17 protein-coding genes and 1 pseudogene are annotated in these 16,182 nt (G+C 69.1%); 9 read left to right on the top strand and 9 right to left on the bottom strand.

Annotated elements, in window-relative coordinates:
* The first annotated feature begins 409 nt into the window (after positions 1-409).
* A complete protein-coding gene (locus ACH4UM_RS41180; RefSeq protein ID WP_398191629.1) occupies positions 410-928 on the top strand; it encodes a hypothetical protein in 519 nt (172 codons plus the stop codon).
* Entirely contained in the window at positions 916-1,332 is a 417-nt protein-coding gene (locus ACH4UM_RS41175) for a hypothetical protein (protein ID WP_398191626.1), read from the top strand. The genes ACH4UM_RS41180 and ACH4UM_RS41175 overlap by 13 nt, the downstream gene beginning before the upstream one ends.
* Positions 1,333-1,418: 86 nt before the next feature.
* Here ACH4UM_RS41175 and ACH4UM_RS41170 read toward each other — a convergent pair.
* Together ACH4UM_RS41170 and ACH4UM_RS41165 are read right to left on the bottom strand one after the other, a co-directional pair.
* Positions 1,419-1,637, bottom strand: a pseudogene (locus ACH4UM_RS41170) (ISL3 family transposase); the annotation flags it as partial.
* A 65-nt stretch (positions 1,638-1,702) separates the two neighbouring features.
* Positions 1,703-2,281 carry a TetR/AcrR family transcriptional regulator gene (locus tag ACH4UM_RS41165; protein ID WP_398191623.1) on the bottom strand — a complete coding sequence of 193 codons (579 nt, stop codon included), beginning with the start codon at positions 2,279-2,281 and terminating at the stop codon, positions 1,703-1,705.
* Between the two features lie 122 nt (positions 2,282-2,403).
* Between ACH4UM_RS41165 and ACH4UM_RS41160 the strand changes: the two genes are divergently transcribed.
* From ACH4UM_RS41160 to rfbA, 4 genes are all read left to right on the top strand, one after another.
* On the top strand, positions 2,404-3,372 hold the full coding sequence (locus tag ACH4UM_RS41160; RefSeq protein ID WP_398191620.1) for an ATP-binding cassette domain-containing protein: 969 nt from the start codon (positions 2,404-2,406) through the stop codon (positions 3,370-3,372).
* A complete protein-coding gene (locus ACH4UM_RS41155) occupies positions 3,369-4,193 on the top strand; it encodes an ABC transporter permease (RefSeq protein WP_398191618.1) in 825 nt (274 codons plus the stop codon). The genes ACH4UM_RS41160 and ACH4UM_RS41155 overlap by 4 nt, the downstream gene beginning before the upstream one ends.
* Positions 4,194-4,295: 102 nt before the next feature.
* Positions 4,296-5,351: a Gfo/Idh/MocA family protein gene (locus ACH4UM_RS41150; RefSeq protein WP_398191615.1), complete on the top strand. Its 1,056-nt coding sequence runs from the start codon at positions 4,296-4,298 to the stop codon at positions 5,349-5,351.
* Between the two features lie 53 nt (positions 5,352-5,404).
* Positions 5,405-6,277: a glucose-1-phosphate thymidylyltransferase RfbA gene (gene rfbA / locus ACH4UM_RS41145; RefSeq protein ID WP_398191612.1), complete on the top strand. Its 873-nt coding sequence runs from the start codon at positions 5,405-5,407 to the stop codon at positions 6,275-6,277.
* A gap of 53 nt (positions 6,278-6,330) precedes the next feature.
* On the opposite strand, the gene ACH4UM_RS41140 is transcribed toward rfbA, so the two are convergent.
* Together ACH4UM_RS41140 and ACH4UM_RS41135 are read right to left on the bottom strand one after the other, a co-directional pair.
* Entirely contained in the window at positions 6,331-7,041 is a 711-nt protein-coding gene (locus ACH4UM_RS41140; protein ID WP_398191609.1) for a class I SAM-dependent methyltransferase, read from the bottom strand.
* A 62-nt stretch (positions 7,042-7,103) separates the two neighbouring features.
* Positions 7,104-7,889, bottom strand: coding sequence for a cyclase family protein (locus ACH4UM_RS41135; RefSeq protein WP_398191606.1), 786 nt, complete (start codon positions 7,887-7,889; stop codon positions 7,104-7,106).
* 193 nt (positions 7,890-8,082) lie between these two features.
* Between ACH4UM_RS41135 and ACH4UM_RS41130 the strand changes: the two genes are divergently transcribed.
* The gene (locus tag ACH4UM_RS41130; RefSeq protein WP_398191603.1) at positions 8,083-8,520 is read left to right on the top strand and encodes a nuclear transport factor 2 family protein; all 438 of its coding nucleotides are present in this window, start codon (positions 8,083-8,085) and stop codon (positions 8,518-8,520) included.
* A 14-nt stretch (positions 8,521-8,534) separates the two neighbouring features.
* Here the strand turns inward: ACH4UM_RS41130 and ACH4UM_RS41125 are convergent, their stop codons facing one another.
* A complete protein-coding gene (locus ACH4UM_RS41125; RefSeq protein WP_398191600.1) occupies positions 8,535-10,133 on the bottom strand; it encodes an FAD-binding oxidoreductase in 1,599 nt (532 codons plus the stop codon).
* Between the two features lie 219 nt (positions 10,134-10,352).
* Here ACH4UM_RS41125 and ACH4UM_RS41120 point away from each other — a divergent pair, with 219 nt between their 5' ends.
* The gene (locus ACH4UM_RS41120; protein ID WP_398191597.1) at positions 10,353-11,585 is read left to right on the top strand and encodes an acyl-CoA dehydrogenase family protein; all 1,233 of its coding nucleotides are present in this window, start codon (positions 10,353-10,355) and stop codon (positions 11,583-11,585) included.
* A gap of 96 nt (positions 11,586-11,681) precedes the next feature.
* On the opposite strand, the gene ACH4UM_RS41115 is transcribed toward ACH4UM_RS41120, so the two are convergent.
* From ACH4UM_RS41115 to ACH4UM_RS41105, 3 genes are all read right to left on the bottom strand, one after another.
* Positions 11,682-12,707 carry a methyltransferase gene (locus ACH4UM_RS41115; RefSeq protein WP_398191595.1) on the bottom strand — a complete coding sequence of 342 codons (1,026 nt, stop codon included), beginning with the start codon at positions 12,705-12,707 and terminating at the stop codon, positions 11,682-11,684.
* Between the two features lie 121 nt (positions 12,708-12,828).
* Positions 12,829-13,617: a phytanoyl-CoA dioxygenase family protein gene (locus ACH4UM_RS41110; protein WP_398191592.1), complete on the bottom strand. Its 789-nt coding sequence runs from the start codon at positions 13,615-13,617 to the stop codon at positions 12,829-12,831.
* Positions 13,618-13,624: 7 nt separating this feature from the next.
* The gene (locus ACH4UM_RS41105) at positions 13,625-14,383 is read right to left on the bottom strand and encodes a class I SAM-dependent DNA methyltransferase (protein WP_398191589.1); all 759 of its coding nucleotides are present in this window, start codon (positions 14,381-14,383) and stop codon (positions 13,625-13,627) included.
* Between the two features lie 203 nt (positions 14,384-14,586).
* Between ACH4UM_RS41105 and ACH4UM_RS41100 the strand changes: the two genes are divergently transcribed.
* Entirely contained in the window at positions 14,587-15,732 is a 1,146-nt protein-coding gene (locus tag ACH4UM_RS41100) for an aromatic ring-hydroxylating dioxygenase subunit alpha (protein WP_398191586.1), read from the top strand.
* A gap of 61 nt (positions 15,733-15,793) precedes the next feature.
* On the opposite strand, the gene ACH4UM_RS41095 is transcribed toward ACH4UM_RS41100, so the two are convergent.
* Positions 15,794-16,182 (bottom strand): nucleotide disphospho-sugar-binding domain-containing protein (locus ACH4UM_RS41095; RefSeq protein WP_398191583.1); only part of this gene is annotated, 389 nt, incomplete at its 5' end.

Below are 16,182 nucleotides of genomic sequence, written 5' to 3'. Positions count from 1 at the left end.
GCGCGCGGTCTGCTCCGCAGACACGACGCGCCGCCGCTACGCGGCGGTTAAGGGAATTGCTCCGCAATTCCGAATTCCGGCTCCGCCGGAATTCCCGGGTCAACTCCGTTGTCCCGGGCCCGAATTCGCTCCGCGATTCGGGCGGAACGGGATTCGCTCCGCGAATCCCTCAGGCTGGCTACAGGGTCAGCTTGTCGGGGTCTCTCCCTGAATTCGGTCTTCCTGATTTTCCGTCATTTTGATTTGGAACTTGGGCTGTTGGAATTCGTGATGAGAGTACGCCGTGCTGGCATTCCCGGCAGCCTGTGGCTAGAGGTCAAACGAGCTGTCCTAGCGCACGGGGTCCACTGCTGTCTCCGCTATGCCGGAGCTTCTTCCGCGATGGGACGGTCCGTGAGAAGACGAAGGGGTGTCGAACGACTCGGCTGGTGCGCAGCGTGCGGCTGCAGTGGAGCGTCTGCTCGGGCTGGAGGCTGGTGGTGAGCTGGCGTCTGGTCATGTTCGGCTGGTGGCAGAGGTGTTGGGTCGTTCGGAGCGGACGGTGTGGCGGTGGCTGGCCGCTGGCCGCATGGGGCGTCTCGGGCGGGTGCCGGCTGGCCGGTTTACGGTGACGGTGGAGGTGTGGCAGTTGCTGGCTTTGTGGGGTGGTAACGCTTCCCGTGTGTGCGGCGAGCTTGTCGAGCGTGCCCGGCTGGTCCCGTCGCAGGGGCCGGTGCCGTCGCTGGCCACGCTGCATCGGGCGATCCGCCGGGATCTGACGGCGGGTGAGCGCGCAGGGCTGCGGCAGGGTGAAAGGGCGCGGCGGGCTCATGATGTGTTTGCCGGTCGGTCGGCTGGTCATCGCGGTGTGGTGTGGGAGGGCGATCACAAGCGGGCTCCGGTCGAGGTCGACGTCGAAGGGGAGTTGGTCTGTCCGTGGGTGACCTGATCGACTGTGCGACCAAGGTGATCGTCGGGGTGGCTGTCACGCCGCATGAGCCCAGCCGGGATGCGGTGCTGGCGGCGCCGCGGTGTGCGATCGACCGGCGTGCGTCCTGCGGGCCGGCCGGAGGGCTGCCGTCGGTGATCCGGGTGGATAGAGGCAAGGAATTTTTGTGCCGGGTGGTGACCGGTGCCATGGGTGGTTTCGCGGTCGGGGTATGTGATCTTCCCGCTTACAGCCCGCATTTAGAAGGCACTGTCGAGGCGCTGAACAATGCTGTGGAAGAAATACATTTCGTAGTGTTGCCCCGGATGCCCGTCGGCAGAAACTGGCCCAGGGAAAGCTTGCCGATCCAGATGCTCCCGCATTGTTGTTCGAGGCGTTCGTGGCGGGCCTGCTGGCCTGGGTGACGTGGCGGAACAGCCAGCACAGGCCCAAAGAGCTGGGGGGGGGAAGACTCCGTTGGAGGCCTGGGCCCAGGACCCTACGCCGTTGGGTGCCAGCGCTCGAGGGTGGTCTGTGCGCGAGGCCCGTCGTACAGGGGCGCGTCCAGTACGGTGGCCCGGCAGTTGCTGTGTGCCTTGACTTCGCTCAGGGTGGCCTCGCACAGGTTGTTCCACAAATGCCAGCGGTCGGCGATCTGGACGGCGTCGGGCAGGGTGCGGCGGATGGCTTCGGCGTAGGTCGCCGAGCCGCCGCGACACACGATCTCGGCGTCCGGATGGGTCCGCGCCCGGCCGCCGCTGGTCTGCCACCAGGGAGCCTGCCCGGGGGCACGTACTACTGGTCCCGTTCGGTGACGATGCCGTTCTCCAGCGTGCGGATGACCGTCGACGGAGCTCCATGACGGGGCAGTCGGCTGCTGGCCACCGCCTCGCAGCCTGCGTAGACGAGAGACCACAGGACCTGCTGGATCCACGCGGCGGTGAGCGTCGAGTCGAACACGCCTGCGGCCTGGCCGCGCTCGATGAGATCGATCACCGCCCTGGCCGCGGGGTCGGGCTTGTCTTCGAGCGCTTCGAGGGTGCGTGAGTCGCCGAAGAGGAACAGCAGGTGGTCGCCGGCGTCCACCATCGCCGCGACCAACCGGCGCATCGCCTCGAGCGGGGGTCCCTGTTCGAGCGCCGCGCCCTGGACCGACTCGCCCACGACCCGCAGGGAGTCCTCGACGACCGCGCCGAGGAGTTCCTCGCGGTCGGGGAAGTAGCGGTGCAGCGTGCTGCGGCCCACGTCCGCCGCCTTGGCGATGTCGGCGAGCGTCGCCGTGCGGTTGCGGGCGAGCACCGATGCGGCGGCGCTCAGGATGGCCCGCTGAGTGCGGCCGCGGGCGCCGAGCTGTGGAGTGACAGTCCCCCTCATGCTCAAAACGGTATCATCAGCAGCCCCATGTTGGACTTGAGCGGCTCAATATAGAACTTTGATGTTCCATAAAGATATCCTGACGTGCTACCTTCGCCGTACTGAGATACGAGGGGGAAGCCTTGGGATCGTCCGAATTCGCTGTCCTCGCGGAGTCCTTGAGCAAGAGGTACGGGAACGTCCATGCCCTCGCCGGTGTCGATCTGGCCGTACGGGAAGGAATGGTCTGTGGCCTGCTGGGGCCGAACGGCGCCGGGAAGACCACCATCGTGCGCGTCCTGAGCACGCTGCTGCGGGCCGACGGGGGCAGGGCCACGGTGGCCGGGTTCGACGTCACACGGCAGTCCGCACAGGTGCGTTACCGGATCGGTCTCGCCGGCCAGCGGCCCACGATCGACGAGACGCTCACCGGTCGCGAGAACCTCGAGATGTGGGCGCGGCTCTACCATTTCCCTGCCCGCTCGGCCCGCCGCCGGGCGGACGAACTGCTCGAACAGTTCAGTCTTGCGGAGGCCGGGGGCCGGCGGGCGCGGTTCTACTCGGGCGGCATGCGCAGGCGGCTCGATCTGGCCGCCGCGTTCATCCTGGCGCCCCAGGTGCTGTTCCTCGACGAACCCACCACCGGCCTGGATCCGCGCAATCGCAATGACGTGTGGAAGGCCGTGCGCACCCTGACCGAGCGCGGCACCACGGTGCTGCTGACGACGCAGTACCTGGACGAGGCCGACCAACTCGCCCAGCAGATCGTGGTGATCGACAACGGTCGAGTGATCGCCGACGACACACCGGAGCGGCTCAAGTCGGCGATCGGGGGCGACCGTATCGACCTGGTGGTCCGCGACGCGGAGCAGTTGCCGGCCGCGGCGGCCGTCCTCAGCCGCGTCACGGGCACCGAGGCGACCACGGACCCGTACACCCGTCAGGTCAGCGCCGCGGTCCGCAACCGGATCGACGCGCTCATAGAAGCCCTGCGCGAACTGACGCAGGCGGAGATCGTGTTGGAGGACATCGCCCTGCGCCGCCCTACCCTCGACGAGGTCTTCCTCCGGCTCACCAGGCAGCAGCGCGCCCAGAAGGAGGCGGCGGTATGACGATCGCGGCTCCGCTCATTCCCACGACTTCCGCGCAGCGGCTGCGCTGGGTGTTCGCCGACGCCTGGGTGCTCGCCCGCCGCAACATGATCCACTGGTTCCGCACACCGGTGGTGATGCTCTACAGCCTGCTGTGGCCGGTCGTGATGGTGCTGCTGTTCGGCTATGTCTTCGGCAGCGCGATGAAGGTGCCGGGCGGTGGAGACTACCGGGAGTTCCTGATGCCCGGCCTGTACGGCCAGACCATGGTGTTCGGGGTCGCCACCACCCTCACGGCGATCACCACCGACGTGGCCAAGGGCGCCACCGACCGCTTCCGGTCGATGCCGATGTCGGGGTCCGCCGTGGTGCTCGGCCGCAGCCTCGCCGACATGTTCTACTCGGTGCTCGAACTGGCCTCCCTGGTCATCTGTGGGCTGGCGGTCGGCTGGCGGTGGCACCACGGGCCGGCCAAGGCCCTCGCCGCGATCGGGCTGTATCTCCTGCTGCGCTTCGCCCTCGTCTGGGTCGGCATTCTGTTGGGGCTGCTGGTGCCGCCGGAGGCGGCGGGTGTGGCCTACGTGCCCCTGTTCCCCCTGACCCTGCTGGCCAACACCTTCGTCTCTCCGGCCGAGATGCCCGGCTGGCTGCAGACGATCGCCGAGTGGAACCCGCTGTCGGCCACGGTCGGCGCAGGGTGCGATCTGTTCGGCAATCCGGGCCGGGGCGGCGAGGGGTGGGCGGCGCAGCACTCGCTTGCGCTGGCCGTGGGGTGGCCGCTGTTGATCACGCTCGTCTTCCTCCCTCTCTGTGCCCGGCGCTACCGACGGCTGGGCCGGTGACGCCCCTGGGCCTTGAGCCGACGTCAAGCGGCGTTCGAGATGCCTGCTAGCGGTATGCGGTGCTGTAGAGGTGTTTGCGTGGAACGGCAATGAGGTGTCCCGATGGGTGAGCACGGTTGTGAGCGTGTACTGCGGATGGGGGTCCTTGGGTGCGCCGACATCGCGTTGCGCAGGCTGCTGCCGGTGATCGCCGCACATGAGTCGGCGCGGATCGTCGCGGTGGCCAGCCGGGATTCGGCCAAGGCCGCGCTGGTGTCGGACCGCTTCGGCTGCTCCGCCGTGACGGGCTATCAGCGGCTGCTCGACCGGGACGACATCGACGCGGTCTACATCCCGGTTCCGCCGGGCCTGCATCACGAGTGGGTGGTCAGGGCGCTCGAGGCCGGAAAGCACGTGCTGGCGGAGAAACCCCTGTGCACGGCCTACGAGGAGGCCGTGGACCTTATGCGGCTGGCTCGTCGGCTCGGCCTCGTACTCGCCGAGAACTTCATGTTCCTGCACCATTCGCAGCACGCCACGGTGCGCTCACTCGTCGAGGACGGCACGATCGGCGAACTGCAGGTCTTTTCCAGCTCCTTCGGCGTACCCCCGCTGGACCCCGCGTCGTTCCGCTATCGGCCGGACCTCGGAGGCGGTGCGCTGCTGGACGTGGGCGTCTATCCGCTGCGGGCGGCGCAGCTGCTCCTCGGACCTGAACTCGAAGTCCGCGCTGCGACGCTGCGGATCGACGAGGCTACGGGCGTGGACGTGGCCGGAAGCGTGTTGCTGTCGACCCCCGACTGTGTCTCGGCGCAGCTCGACTTCGGGTTCCAGCACTCCTACCGCTGCAGTTACGCGCTGTGGGGAAGCCGGGGGCGGATCAGCGTCGACCGTGCTTTCACACCGCCCGAACAGATCAAGCCGCTGGTGCGCGTGCAACAGCAGGACCGGTACACGGAGTTGGCGGTGGCTGCCGACCACCAGGTGCGCAACGCGCTCGGCGCCTTCGTCGACGCGGTGCTGTCCGGCGCCGGCGGTCCACTGGCCGAGGACGAGACCCTGCTCCAGGCCCGGCTCGTGTCGGACGTGCGCGGGGCGGCGAAGGTGGCGTTGGTCAAGGGGCACAGCCGACAGCGGCCCACGGCTTCGGGTCCGCGCGCGACGGCAGCTGGTCAATAGCACGGCACTGTCCGGGGCAGAGACCCGACGCGATTCCTAAGGGGCGCTTTCGCATGAAGGGCATCATTCTCGCAGGCGGTTCCGGAACCCGGCTGCATCCGATCACCATCGCGACCTCGAAGCAGCTTCTTCCGGTCGGCGACAAGCCGATGATCTACTACCCGCTCTCGGTCCTCATGCTCGCCGGTGTCCGGGACATACTCGTCATCACCAAACCGTCCGACATACCGCGGTTTCGTGAACTGCTCGGAGACGGGTCACATCTCGGACTGCACATCGACTACGCGGAGCAGAGCGCCCCGCGTGGCATCGCGGACGCGTTCGTCATCGGTGCCGAGCACATCGGCGACGACTCGGTGGCGCTGGTTCTCGGCGACAACATCTTCCACGGCAATTCCTTTTCCGACACGCTCGCGGAGAACGCCAAGGACGTGCGGGGATGCGTGCTGTTCGGCTACGCGGTCAACGATCCGGAGCGGTACGGCGTCGGCGAGGTCGATACCGACGGCTATCTCGTCATGATCGAGGAGAAGCCTCTGCGTCCCCGCTCCAACCGCGCGATCACCGGTCTGTATTTCTACGACAACGACGTCATCGACATCGCCAAGAACCTGAAGCCTTCGGCGCGCGGCGAGCTGGAGATCACCGATGTGAACCGGGTGTACATGGAGCGTCGCCAGGCCCGGCTCGTGGACCTCGGGCGGGGATTCGCCTGGTTGGACACGGGGACGCCCGAATCGCTGCTCCAGGCGAGTCATTACGTGCGCACGCTCGAGGAGCGCCAGGGCGTGCGGATCGCGTGCATCGAGGAGGTCGCGTTGCGTATGGGTTTCATCGACGCCGACGCCTGTCGCCGGCTGGGCGCCCGGATTGCCACCTCGGACTACGGCAAGTACGTGATGGCCATCGCCACCGAGCTGGCGTGAGCCACCGGCCGCCGGCCGGTGGCTCTCGGCGCGCCGCGCTTCCTGGCGTCTGTTCAGGCGCGGATGCCGACGAACAGGCCTCGTCCGGTGGGCCCGCCCTCGATGAACTCGGCCGGACACTCCGCGGCCTCGAACGCCGACAGATACTCGTCCTTGGTGAACAGGGTGAGCATGTCGATCTCGGTGAACTCCCTGATCCCCTGGGCATCGCCCACGACGAACCGCACTTCCATCCGGGTCGCCCGCCCCTGCCGGACGGAGTGCGAGATCCGGGCGACGGTCCGGCCGTCCTCCTGGGCCATGTCCCCCGCCACGTAGCCCTCGATGAAGTCCTCCGGGAACCACCAGGGCTCGATGACCAGCGCCCCTTGCGGAGCCAGATGACGGGCCATGGCGGCGATGGCGTCCCGCAGCTCCGCCACGGTCTCCAGATAGGCGATGGCGCAGAACATGCAGACCACTGCGTCGAAGGACCGTCCCAGAGCGAAGTCGCGCATGTCGCCCGCGTGCACGCGCACCGCGGGCAGCCGCCGGTGGGCCAGCTCCCGCATCGGAGCCGCGATCTCCAGGCCCTCCGTGTGTGCGAACACCGTGCCGAACGACTCCAGGTGCGCTCCGGTGCCGCAGGCGACATCGAGCAGCGAAGTGGCGTCGGCCTTCCTCGACCGGATGAGCCGGGCGACGTCCTCGGCTTCCGCCGTCCAGTCCTTGCCGCGGCTGCGGTAGATGACCTCGTACACTTCGGCGAGCTCCGGGCTGTACATGACGCTCTCCCTTTCCATGGGCTGGGATGCGGACTTCGACGCAGGCGGAACGTCGGGACGTCCTACGGCTCCTCGTTGTCGAGCAGGGCGACCGCCCGGGTCCACCCGGCCCCCGCACCGGTGATCTTCACGGGGAAGCAGGCGATGCGGAACCCGTGGGGCGGCAGCGCGTCGAGCTGGGCGAGTCGCTCGATCTGGCAGTACTCCCGGTCCCGGCCCACGACATGGGCCGGCCACAGCACGGACCGGTCACCGGTCTGGCGGTAGCGGGCGATGATGTCGCCGAAGGGGGCATCGAGGCTGAAGGCGTCAGTGCCGATCACCCGCACCCCCAGGTCGAGCAGGAAGTGCACTGCGGGACCGTCCAGTCCGGTGAACTCGGTGAAGTACGACTGGGTGCCGGCCCTGGCCGAGGCGCCCGTGTGCAAAAGCACGATGTCCAGCGGCGCCGGGGTACGGCCGATCCTGGCGAACTCCTTCTCCAGGCGGTCGGCGCCGACAACCCCCGTCGGAGCGTCGGTGAGGTCGAGGACGACTCCCGGGCGGAAGAACCAGTCCAACGGCATCTGGTCGATGTTCCGGGGCGCTCCGTCACGGTAGGAGGCCCGCGATCCGTAGTGCGAGGGCGCGTCGATGTGGGTGCCGGTGTGTGTGGTCAGTGTCATCCGGTCGAGCGACAGGAACTCGCCGTCCCAAAGCTCCTCGGGAGGGAATTCGATGCCGAAGTGCTCGCGCATCTCGTCGCTCATGTGGCGGGCGCCCTCCGCGGGCGACAGGACGTCGTGGACGATCGGGTCCGGCTCCCAGGACTCCGCATCCACGGCCGAGGACAGGTCGATGAGCCGCACGCGTACCTCCGGGTCGCCGCTCTCGCAGGGTAGACGCCGATGGTGGCCGTTCCCGGCGGAGCGACGGTGGAGCATCGCTGGGCTCTAGGCCGACGCCGGTTCTCCAGCGGATCTCCAGAGGAGAGAGCCACCGTCGTCGGCACCCCCCGGCGGATGCGCCGAGGGGTGCGCCCGGAGCAACCAGGAGGTCACCTTGTCCGTACCCATCGACGACCGGCCGCTGGAGCAGATCTACGCCGAAGTGCAGCAGTTCTACGCCCGGCAGATGCATCTCCTCGACGACGGCGCCGCGGACGACTGGGCGCTGACGTTCACCGAGGACGGCACCTTCGCCCCGCCCTCACTCCCGGAGCCTGTTCGGGGCCGCCCTGCGCTCGCGGCCGGGCTGAGGACGGCGACCGCGGCGCTGGCCAAGGCCGGCGAGGTTCACCGCCATCTGTTCAGCATGATCGCCGTACAGCCCCAGGACGCCGGGACGCTGCACGTCCGCTGCTACACGCAGGTGATCGCCACGCCCCGGGGCGGGCAGCCGCGGGTGCACCTGATGTGTGTGTGCGAGGACGTGCTGGTCCGCGAGGAGGCGGAACTGCGGGTGCGGCAGCGCCGCGTCACCCGCGACGACAGGCCCTGAGCGACCGCGCGCGTTCAGTCCGGGAGCCGGACGGACAACGGGTGGTGGAAGACGTCACCCGGGTCGTAGGCGGCCTTGACCTTCTGCAGCCGGGGGTAGTTGTCCCCGTAGTAGAAGGTGTGCCAGGGGACGCCCGAGGTGTTCCACTCGGGGTCGGCGAGGTCGGCGTCCGGATAGTTGATGTACGCCCCGCTGTTGTCGTCGTCCGGCACCGGGACCCCGCCGGTGGCCGCGTAGAGCTCCTTGTAGAGGGCGCGGATCCACGCCAACTGGGCGTCGGCCTGCTTCGCGTCGAACCAGAGGGTCTCGTACTCGGCGGTGAGGAGCGTGTCACGGTGCGGCATGGAGGTGGCCGACGGCAAAAGCGAGTTGATCTTTCCGCCGAAGGCGGTGAGGTACACCGTGGAGCCGTAGCGTTCAGCCCCTCCCTGGCTCAGTCGCGTGTGGAGTATGGCGACCTGGGCGTCCGACCACGGCTTGCGCAAAAACGCGGACTTGGTCTTGAAGGAGTACGTGCCGGGCCAGAGGTGATACAGGGTGGCCGACAGCCATGATGCGGTGGACTGGTCCGTGGTGTGCGGGGCGTCGACGTTCGCGGTCACGGCCGCGAGGTGGTCGCGAAACAGCTTTGCGGCGTCGGGCAGTGTGCCGTCGAGCGAGGCCTCCAGCTGTATCTGTCCCTGCACCCGGTGATTGAGGACGAGGCCGCTCGTCATGCCGGCAAACTCCGGACGGTTGCCGTAACGCTCCTGCCAGGCCCCGAAGTTGTGGATGAGCCCGGTGAACGCCTGCCGGGTCAGGTCCTTCCACTGCCAGGTGACCGTCGCCTTCAGGAGAGTGGCGGGCGGACGCGGCAGGAGCCCGGCCGGATCGCTGCCCCCGGCCCCCGGGGAGCGGAACAGATAGCGGGTGACGACCCCGAAGTTGCCGCCGCCTCCGCCGGTGTGCGCCCACCACAGCTCGCGGTGCGGGTCCGTGGCCCTGCGGGTCGCCACCACCAGACGCGCGCGTCCCGACCGGTCGACCACGACGGCCTCCACGCCGTACAGGTGGTCGGCGGCCATGCCGTGCAGTCGCGACAGCGTGCCGTAGCCCCCGCCCGCGACATGCCCGCCGATGCCCACGTCCGGGCAGGTGCCGCCCGGAATCGTCACTCCCCAGCCCAGCTGGAGCGTTCGGTACACCTGGCCCAGCGTGGCCCCGGACTCGACGGCGAACGCCTGGTGTTCGGGGTCGAAGTAGACCGCCTTCATCTCCGACACGTCGATGACGACCTGGACGTCCGGATCGTCGACGAAGTTCTCGAAGCAGTGGCCTCCGCTGCGGACCACGATCCGCTTCTTCTGTCGTACCGCCTGCTCGACGACCCGTCTGATCTGCTCGGCTGAGCCCACGACTCGCACCGACTCCGGACGACCGGTGAACCTGCGGTTGGTGCCGCGCGCCGTGAGGTCCGGATAGCGGGGGTCGTCGCGGCCGACGGTGACGACGCCGAGCGGCGGAGGGCAGCTCGGGGCGGGTGCAGTGGCAGCGTCTGCAGGTGCCGGCGGGCCGCCCACTGCGGCGGCACCACCGGCGGCCATCGTCCCGCCGAGGAATCTGCGTCGTGTCACCTGTGCCAACGTTCTCTGCCTTCCCCGCGGCGCGTGTCCCGATCACCGACAATGTGCGGCCGCCATCTCGCGGGCAGGTCGCGCGTCTCTGAACAACGGATGGAGGCCGTTGCAGGGCGGTGGCCAGGGGGGCGTGGACAACCGAGCGAGCGGATGTCGAACCGCGCTCCCTACGGTCCTTGGCACCGGGTAATCGTCCGTCGACCAGGGACGGGAATCATGAAGGACGCCACAGTGTCGGGTGAGGCCATGAACAGGGACGTGCCAGGCAGGGGTGATCTCCGCCGTCCCGTCACACCGGAGGGGCGCCGCCTGCTGGACATCGTCGCCGGGCATCTGCCGCAGATCTCCGCCGTCGCGGCCAAGCACGACCGGGGCGGCACCTTCCCCGAGGAGGTCTTCGGGGGCCTCGGTGACGACGGGGTGCTGCGGGCGACGGTGCCGGAGGACCTGGGCGGTCTGGGCGTGGCGAGCGTGCACGACGTGTGCCTGGCGATCGCCCGCATCGCCGAGGCCGATCCGTCCGTCGCGCTGTCCCTGCACATGCAGCTCAGCCGCGGTCTGACCATGTCCTACGAGCGGCGGCACGGCACCCCGCACGCGCGTCGGCTCGCCGAGCGGATCCTGCGGCTGATGGGCACAGGTGAGGCGGTGGTCGGCGGTGCCCTGAAGGACGCGGGCACCACGACCGAGCTGGTCCCGGCGGACGGCGGGGGATGGCTGTTGTGCGGCCGGAAGCTGCTGGTGAGCATGGCGCCCTACGCCACCCACTTCGTCGTACAGGCACAGGCTCGGCCCACCTCGGGGCCGGTTCGGCTGGCGTCCGTGTTCCTTCCTGCGCAGACGCCGGGGCTGACCGTGCCCGACAACTGGGACGGCATGGGCATGAGGGCCTCCGCCAGCTCGGAGGTCGTCTTCGACTCCTGCCCCGTGCCAGAGGAGGACATCTTCCTGCGCGGCCCGGCCGGGGAGCCGGGCAAGGCGGCCCTCGCGGGCCGGACCGTCAGCTCGATCGCACTGCTGGGCATCTACGCAGGGATCGCGGCGGCGGCCCGGGACTTCGCCGTCGCAGCCGTCGCCCGGCGCGGCACCACCCCGCAGAGCGCCGTACGCACCCTGGTGGCGGAGATCGACACAAAGCTCTACGCGCTGCGCTCGACGCTGGCGGCGGCCCTGGCCAACACCGACTTCTACGCCGAGCGTGTCGTGCCCGACGCGGCCGAGCGCGGCCAGCTCATGATGGCGCCGTTCCAGTACGCCAAGCTCACCGTCAACCGCTGCGCATCGGCCATCGTCGAAGACTGCATGACACTGGTCGGCGGGGCCTCCTTCACGGCCGGCCACCCCCTGTCCCGCTGTTACCGCGATGTGCGGGCGGGCTGGTTCATGCAGCCCTTCACGTACGCCGATGCCGTCGACGTCCTCAGTGCCTGGGCGCTCGGCCTGGAGTGACGGGAACGGCCGCGGGCCCGACCGGTTCCACAGCGCCGCCCGCCCGCCCCGGCCTGACCGGCGGGCGGCCGCCGGGTGCCGGTGGCCGCCCGCCGGTCAGGCCGCGCTCTTGCGTCCGATCACCAGCACGTCCTTGTCCCCCAGGAGCCGCGAGGAGACGTCTTCGAACCCGGCCGCCTCCAGGTAGCCCGCGCACTCCGGGACCGTGTATTCGCAACCGCCGTTGGTGACCAGCAGCATGGCCAGACTCAACACCAGCTTCTCCACGTCGCGTTCGTGCTCGTCCAGCATCCGGTCGTAGACCAGCAGCGCCCCACCCGGCCGGACGGCGCGGTAGGCCTTGGCGACGAGGGCGGCACGCCGGTCCGGCGACCAGTCGTGCAGTACGTGCCCGATGACGAGGACGTCCGCCTGGGGCAGCTCGTCGCTGAAGAAGTCGCCGGGGCAGAACCGCAGTCGCTCGCCGATGCCGAGCTCGGCACGGTGCTCGTCGAAGAACGGTTCCACCTGCGGAAGGTCGAAGACGTACCCGTCGAGGTGGGGATGGGCCCGCAGGACATGCGCGAGCAGGTTTCCCCGGGCTCCCCCGATGTCGGCGACCGACCCGTGGGGAGCGAAGTCGAAACCCTGCGCGAGCTCCGGGCCGAGCAGGTCGTTGAGGGCGTCCATCATGCCCAGGAAGTGCCGCTGTTTGGCCGCGTCGCCGATCATGCTGTCGAACGCGGACTCCTCCTGAGGCCGCCCGGTCCGCAGTGCGTCGGCCAGCCTGCCCCAGGCCGGATAGAGGTTGCGGTCGGCATGGGCAAGGAACTCTCCGACATAGCCGGGACCGCCCGCGATCAGGTGCCGGGTGGCGGCCGGACTGTTGTGATACACGCCGTGGCGATGCTCCAGCAGGCCGAGCGCGACCAGCAGGCTCAACCAGTCCCGGGTGCACCGGGCGTCCAGGCCGAGGCGCTCGCAAAGGGCCGCTTCTGCGGCCGGTTCCTTGTGGAGCGATTCGAAGAGTCCCAGCTCGATCCCGGCGAGCACGGCCTTGGCCTCGCAGAAGGCGGTGCCCAGCCGGATCATGTCCGTCGGGCCGTCGATACCGGCACGGGCCCCTGTCAGTGCCTGGCTCATCTCGTTCCTCGCTTACCGGTGGTGGGTGCGGCAAGGCCGGTCAGCCCTGCCGGGTGTCGCTGAGACACGTGCGCGGCACCGCTCGTACCTGCTGCGGCGCAGCGGGTATCCTCGGCGGCGGTCACGGGTGCCCGACGAGCGGGAACAGGTCGGCCGGCAGCGGCTGCCCCGGCTCGAGATCGGCCATGTGCTGGTCCTGCACACCTGGGCGGTAGCTCACCTCGGGGTCGGCGTACACCACTCCGTACCCCACCCGCACCTCGTCGCTGTCGTTGGGGCCGGCCATGTGCACCGTGCGGGAGTGGTGAAAGGTGACGTCGCCCGCACGCAGCGGGACGGTGACACGGGGGCGCCAGGGGTACTCGGGCCAGACATCGGCGATGTTGACGAACTCACCGAAGTCCCTCATGTGCTCCTGGCGTTCCGCGGGCCCGCGCAGGTGGGATCCGGGCACGAAGGTCAGGCATCCCCGCTCCACGGGTACGTCGCCCAGGGCAACCCAGGCCGAAAGGGTCCGGGACAGCCCGGACAGCGGCAACCCCGTCTCGTCGTCGTGCACCAGGGTGGGCAGCGCTCCGTGGGGCTTCTTCATCAGAACGTCCGTGCTGTAGAGGCGCAGCGGCCCATCGGCCAGCCGGGTGGCCAGCGCGGTGATCGTCGGATGCAGCGCGAGACGGCGCAGGGCCTCGTGCTTGCGCCAGGCCTGCGCCACGTAGTGCACCTGCACCTCGTCCTCGTCGGCTCCCCAGATCTGCGGCCCCTCCTCTTCGACCAGTTCGAGCGCGGCAGCTCTGAACTCCTTCACCTCCTCCTCGGACAGGACACCGGGGATGTGGACGAAGCCCTGGTCCCGGTAGAGCCGTACGGTCTCGTCGCTCACGGACGTGGGCGTAGTGCTGGAGGCCGTCATGGTGGTATCACTCCTCGTGAACGTGGTGCCCTGCGGTGACGGGCCGCCGGGGAGGGCGAAGGCTGCCGATGAACAGCCCCCGGCCCGCGTTGAGGCCCGCGACGTAATCGACGTCGAAGCCGGCAGCGGCGAACGCCGTCTGGTACTGCTGACGGGTGAACAGCGAGATGCGGTGGGACTCGGCGAAGTGACGGACGCCCGCCACCGCGTCGGCGACGATGTAGTGGACCTCCATCCGGCATGCGCCGTCCTCCCGGGCCGAGTGCGACACCCGGGCCACGGTGCGGCCGTCGACGGTCACCACGTCCCCTGAGACATGGCCTTCCGCGTAGTTCTCGGCGAACCACCAGGGGTCGACCGCGACGGTTCCCCCGGGGTTCAGATGGCGGGCGAAGCGGCGCAGCGTCGCGGCGAGTTCGGCCTGTGTGGTCGTGTAGCCGATCGCGCCGAACATGCAGGTGATCACGTCGAAGGCACGGTTCACCGCGAACGTGCGCATGTCTCCCGCGTGCAGCGTGGTGCCGGGCATGCGGTCGTGCGCCGCCGCCAGCATCGGCTCGGAGATCTCAAGACCCTCGACATGGTCGAACAGCGTCGCGAAGTGGCGCAGGTGCGCTCCGGTACCGCAGGCCACATCAAGGAGTGACACCGCGTGCGGGGCCCGCGCCCGGACCCTTCGGGCCACCTCTTCGGCCTCTTCACGGTAGTTCTTGCCCCTGCCTTGGTGGATCAGCTCGTAGACATCCGTGAGTTCAGCTCCGTACATAAGGCCCCTCGTTGTCGGCAACCGGCCCCATGGTCCGGCGCACGGCTAGAGAACTCGCCGAGTCCCGATCGAAACGGCCGTCGTCCAAGGTGCCCGGTTCCAGTTGCGTTGCAGCGATCCACCACCGTGGCTGGGCAGTCTCGAAGCCGGACCGGACCGCAGGGTCCGCTCGTCCACGACCGGAACGACAAGAGAGGTCCCTCATGAGGACAAGCCCGTCAGCCGGAACGACAGCGGAGATCCTCGCGGAGCTGAGCCGCTACCTGGACGACGCTCCCCCCGCGATCAGTCTGCCGCCGGCCGCGTTCAGCTCGCCCGAACTGTACGAGCTGGAGCGCACCCGGATCTTCGGCCGGTCCTGGGTACTGGTCGCCCACCGGGACCAGCTGGCCGAACCGGGTGACTACCTGTCACTCGACATGGCGGGTGAACCGGTGCTGATCACGCGCGACCGGCAGGGGGTCCTGCGCGGGATGTCCCCGATCTGCCGGCACCGCATGATGCCGGTCGTCGAACCCGGGGCAGGCCGCACCGACGTCTTCACCTGCCCTCAGCACCTGTGGCGGTACGGCCTGGACGGGCATCTCGTGGGCGCCACGTTCATGCGGGGCAACGACGCCTTCGACCCCAAGTCCTGCCGCATGCCGGCCTTCGCGGTGGAGGAATCGCAGGGCTTCGTGTACGTCAACCTCGATCCGCGGGCCGAGCCGCTGGCGCCTCATCTGGGCGAGATCGCCGCGGATCTGGCCAATTACCAGCTCGACAAGATGGTGCAGGTGGGCAGCTGGGTCGAGGAGTGGCACGCCAACTGGAAGATCGTGGTCGAGAACGCCCACGAGAATTATCACGTGATGGGTTTCCACCCCGACACACTCCAGCCGTCCGCGCCGGGTGGCACCGACACCTTCGCGCGCGCCCACACGCCCTGGGCCACCAGCCTCCAGGTCCCGCTGAAGGAGCCGCTGGAACCCGAGGGCGTGGCGCTGAGCGAGGCCGAGAAGCAGCGCATGTACTGCTTCTTCGTGTTCCCCTCCGGGAGCCTGGCGGCCTGCGGCGATCAGGTCATCTGGCTCAGCTTCATCCCGCTGGCCATCAACCGGACGCAGGTGCGCGGAGGCATCCTCATGCCTTCTTCGCTCGTCGAGGGGGCCGACCGGGAGGCACTGCGCGAGGGAACCGAGTCCTATGCCGCGGTGATCAACGGAGAGGACCGGCGCGGCCTCGAGGCGGTTCAGCGATCGGTGGGATCACGCTTTGCCGGCCGAGGTCACCTGAGCCCCAAGGAACCGGCCGTGCTGCTGTTCTACCGGAACCTGGCCCGCGCCCTGCTGTCCGACGGCGATGCATGACAGACGCGTCCGTGGACGGCGAGGTCGGCGCCGTCCACGAAACGGCCGGCCCAGGGAACGCTCAGGCCTGCACTCCGCGGTGTTGGTGGGTGAGTTTTTCGAGGGTGGGGATGAGGTCGGCGGGGGTGGGGGTGGTGTGGAGTTCGGTTTGCAGGCGGGTGGCGTGGTGGGTGTAGGCGGGGTTGTGCAGGACGTCGGTGAGAGCGGTGCGGATGTCCTGGGGGGTGAGGTGGTCGGGGTCGGTGAGGTGGATACCGGCTCCGGTGTGGTGCAGGCGTTCGGCTTTGGCTCGGGTGTCCCAGCGCATGTCGGGGACGATGATCTGGGGGATGCCGTGGGTGAGGGCGGTCTGGAAGGTGCCGGAGCCGCCGTGGTGGATGATGGCGGCGCAGGTGGGCAGGAGGGCGTCGAGGGGGACGAAGTCGGTGGTGTGGACGTTGTCGGGGAGGG

This window comes from Streptomyces sp. NPDC020801, from assembly GCF_044334385.1.
Taxonomy (GTDB): Bacteria; Actinomycetota; Actinomycetes; order Streptomycetales; family Streptomycetaceae; genus Streptomyces.
This window is presented reverse-complemented; position numbering and strand designations above follow the sequence as displayed.

What these genes read in the sequence shown, in the direction of transcription:
- ACH4UM_RS41115 (WP_398191595.1), bottom strand. Translation starts at nt 12,707, where the DNA reads ATGAGCCAGGCACTGACAGGGGCCCGTGCCGGTATCGACGGCCCGACG.
- ACH4UM_RS41120 (WP_398191597.1), top strand. Translation starts at nt 10,353, where the DNA reads ATGAAGGACGCCACAGTGTCGGGTGAGGCCATGAACAGGGACGTGCCA.
- ACH4UM_RS41100 (WP_398191586.1), top strand. Translation starts at nt 14,587, where the DNA reads ATGAGGACAAGCCCGTCAGCCGGAACGACAGCGGAGATCCTCGCGGAG.
- rfbA (WP_398191612.1), top strand. Translation starts at nt 5,405, where the DNA reads ATGAAGGGCATCATTCTCGCAGGCGGTTCCGGAACCCGGCTGCATCCG.
- ACH4UM_RS41165 (WP_398191623.1), bottom strand. Translation starts at nt 2,281, where the DNA reads ATGAGGGGGACTGTCACTCCACAGCTCGGCGCCCGCGGCCGCACTCAG.
- ACH4UM_RS41155 (WP_398191618.1), top strand. Translation starts at nt 3,369, where the DNA reads ATGACGATCGCGGCTCCGCTCATTCCCACGACTTCCGCGCAGCGGCTG.
- ACH4UM_RS41105 (WP_398191589.1), bottom strand. Translation starts at nt 14,383, where the DNA reads ATGTACGGAGCTGAACTCACGGATGTCTACGAGCTGATCCACCAAGGC.
- ACH4UM_RS41110 (WP_398191592.1), bottom strand. Translation starts at nt 13,617, where the DNA reads ATGACGGCCTCCAGCACTACGCCCACGTCCGTGAGCGACGAGACCGTA.
- ACH4UM_RS41140 (WP_398191609.1), bottom strand. Translation starts at nt 7,041, where the DNA reads ATGTACAGCCCGGAGCTCGCCGAAGTGTACGAGGTCATCTACCGCAGC.
- ACH4UM_RS41150 (WP_398191615.1), top strand. Translation starts at nt 4,296, where the DNA reads ATGGGTGAGCACGGTTGTGAGCGTGTACTGCGGATGGGGGTCCTTGGG.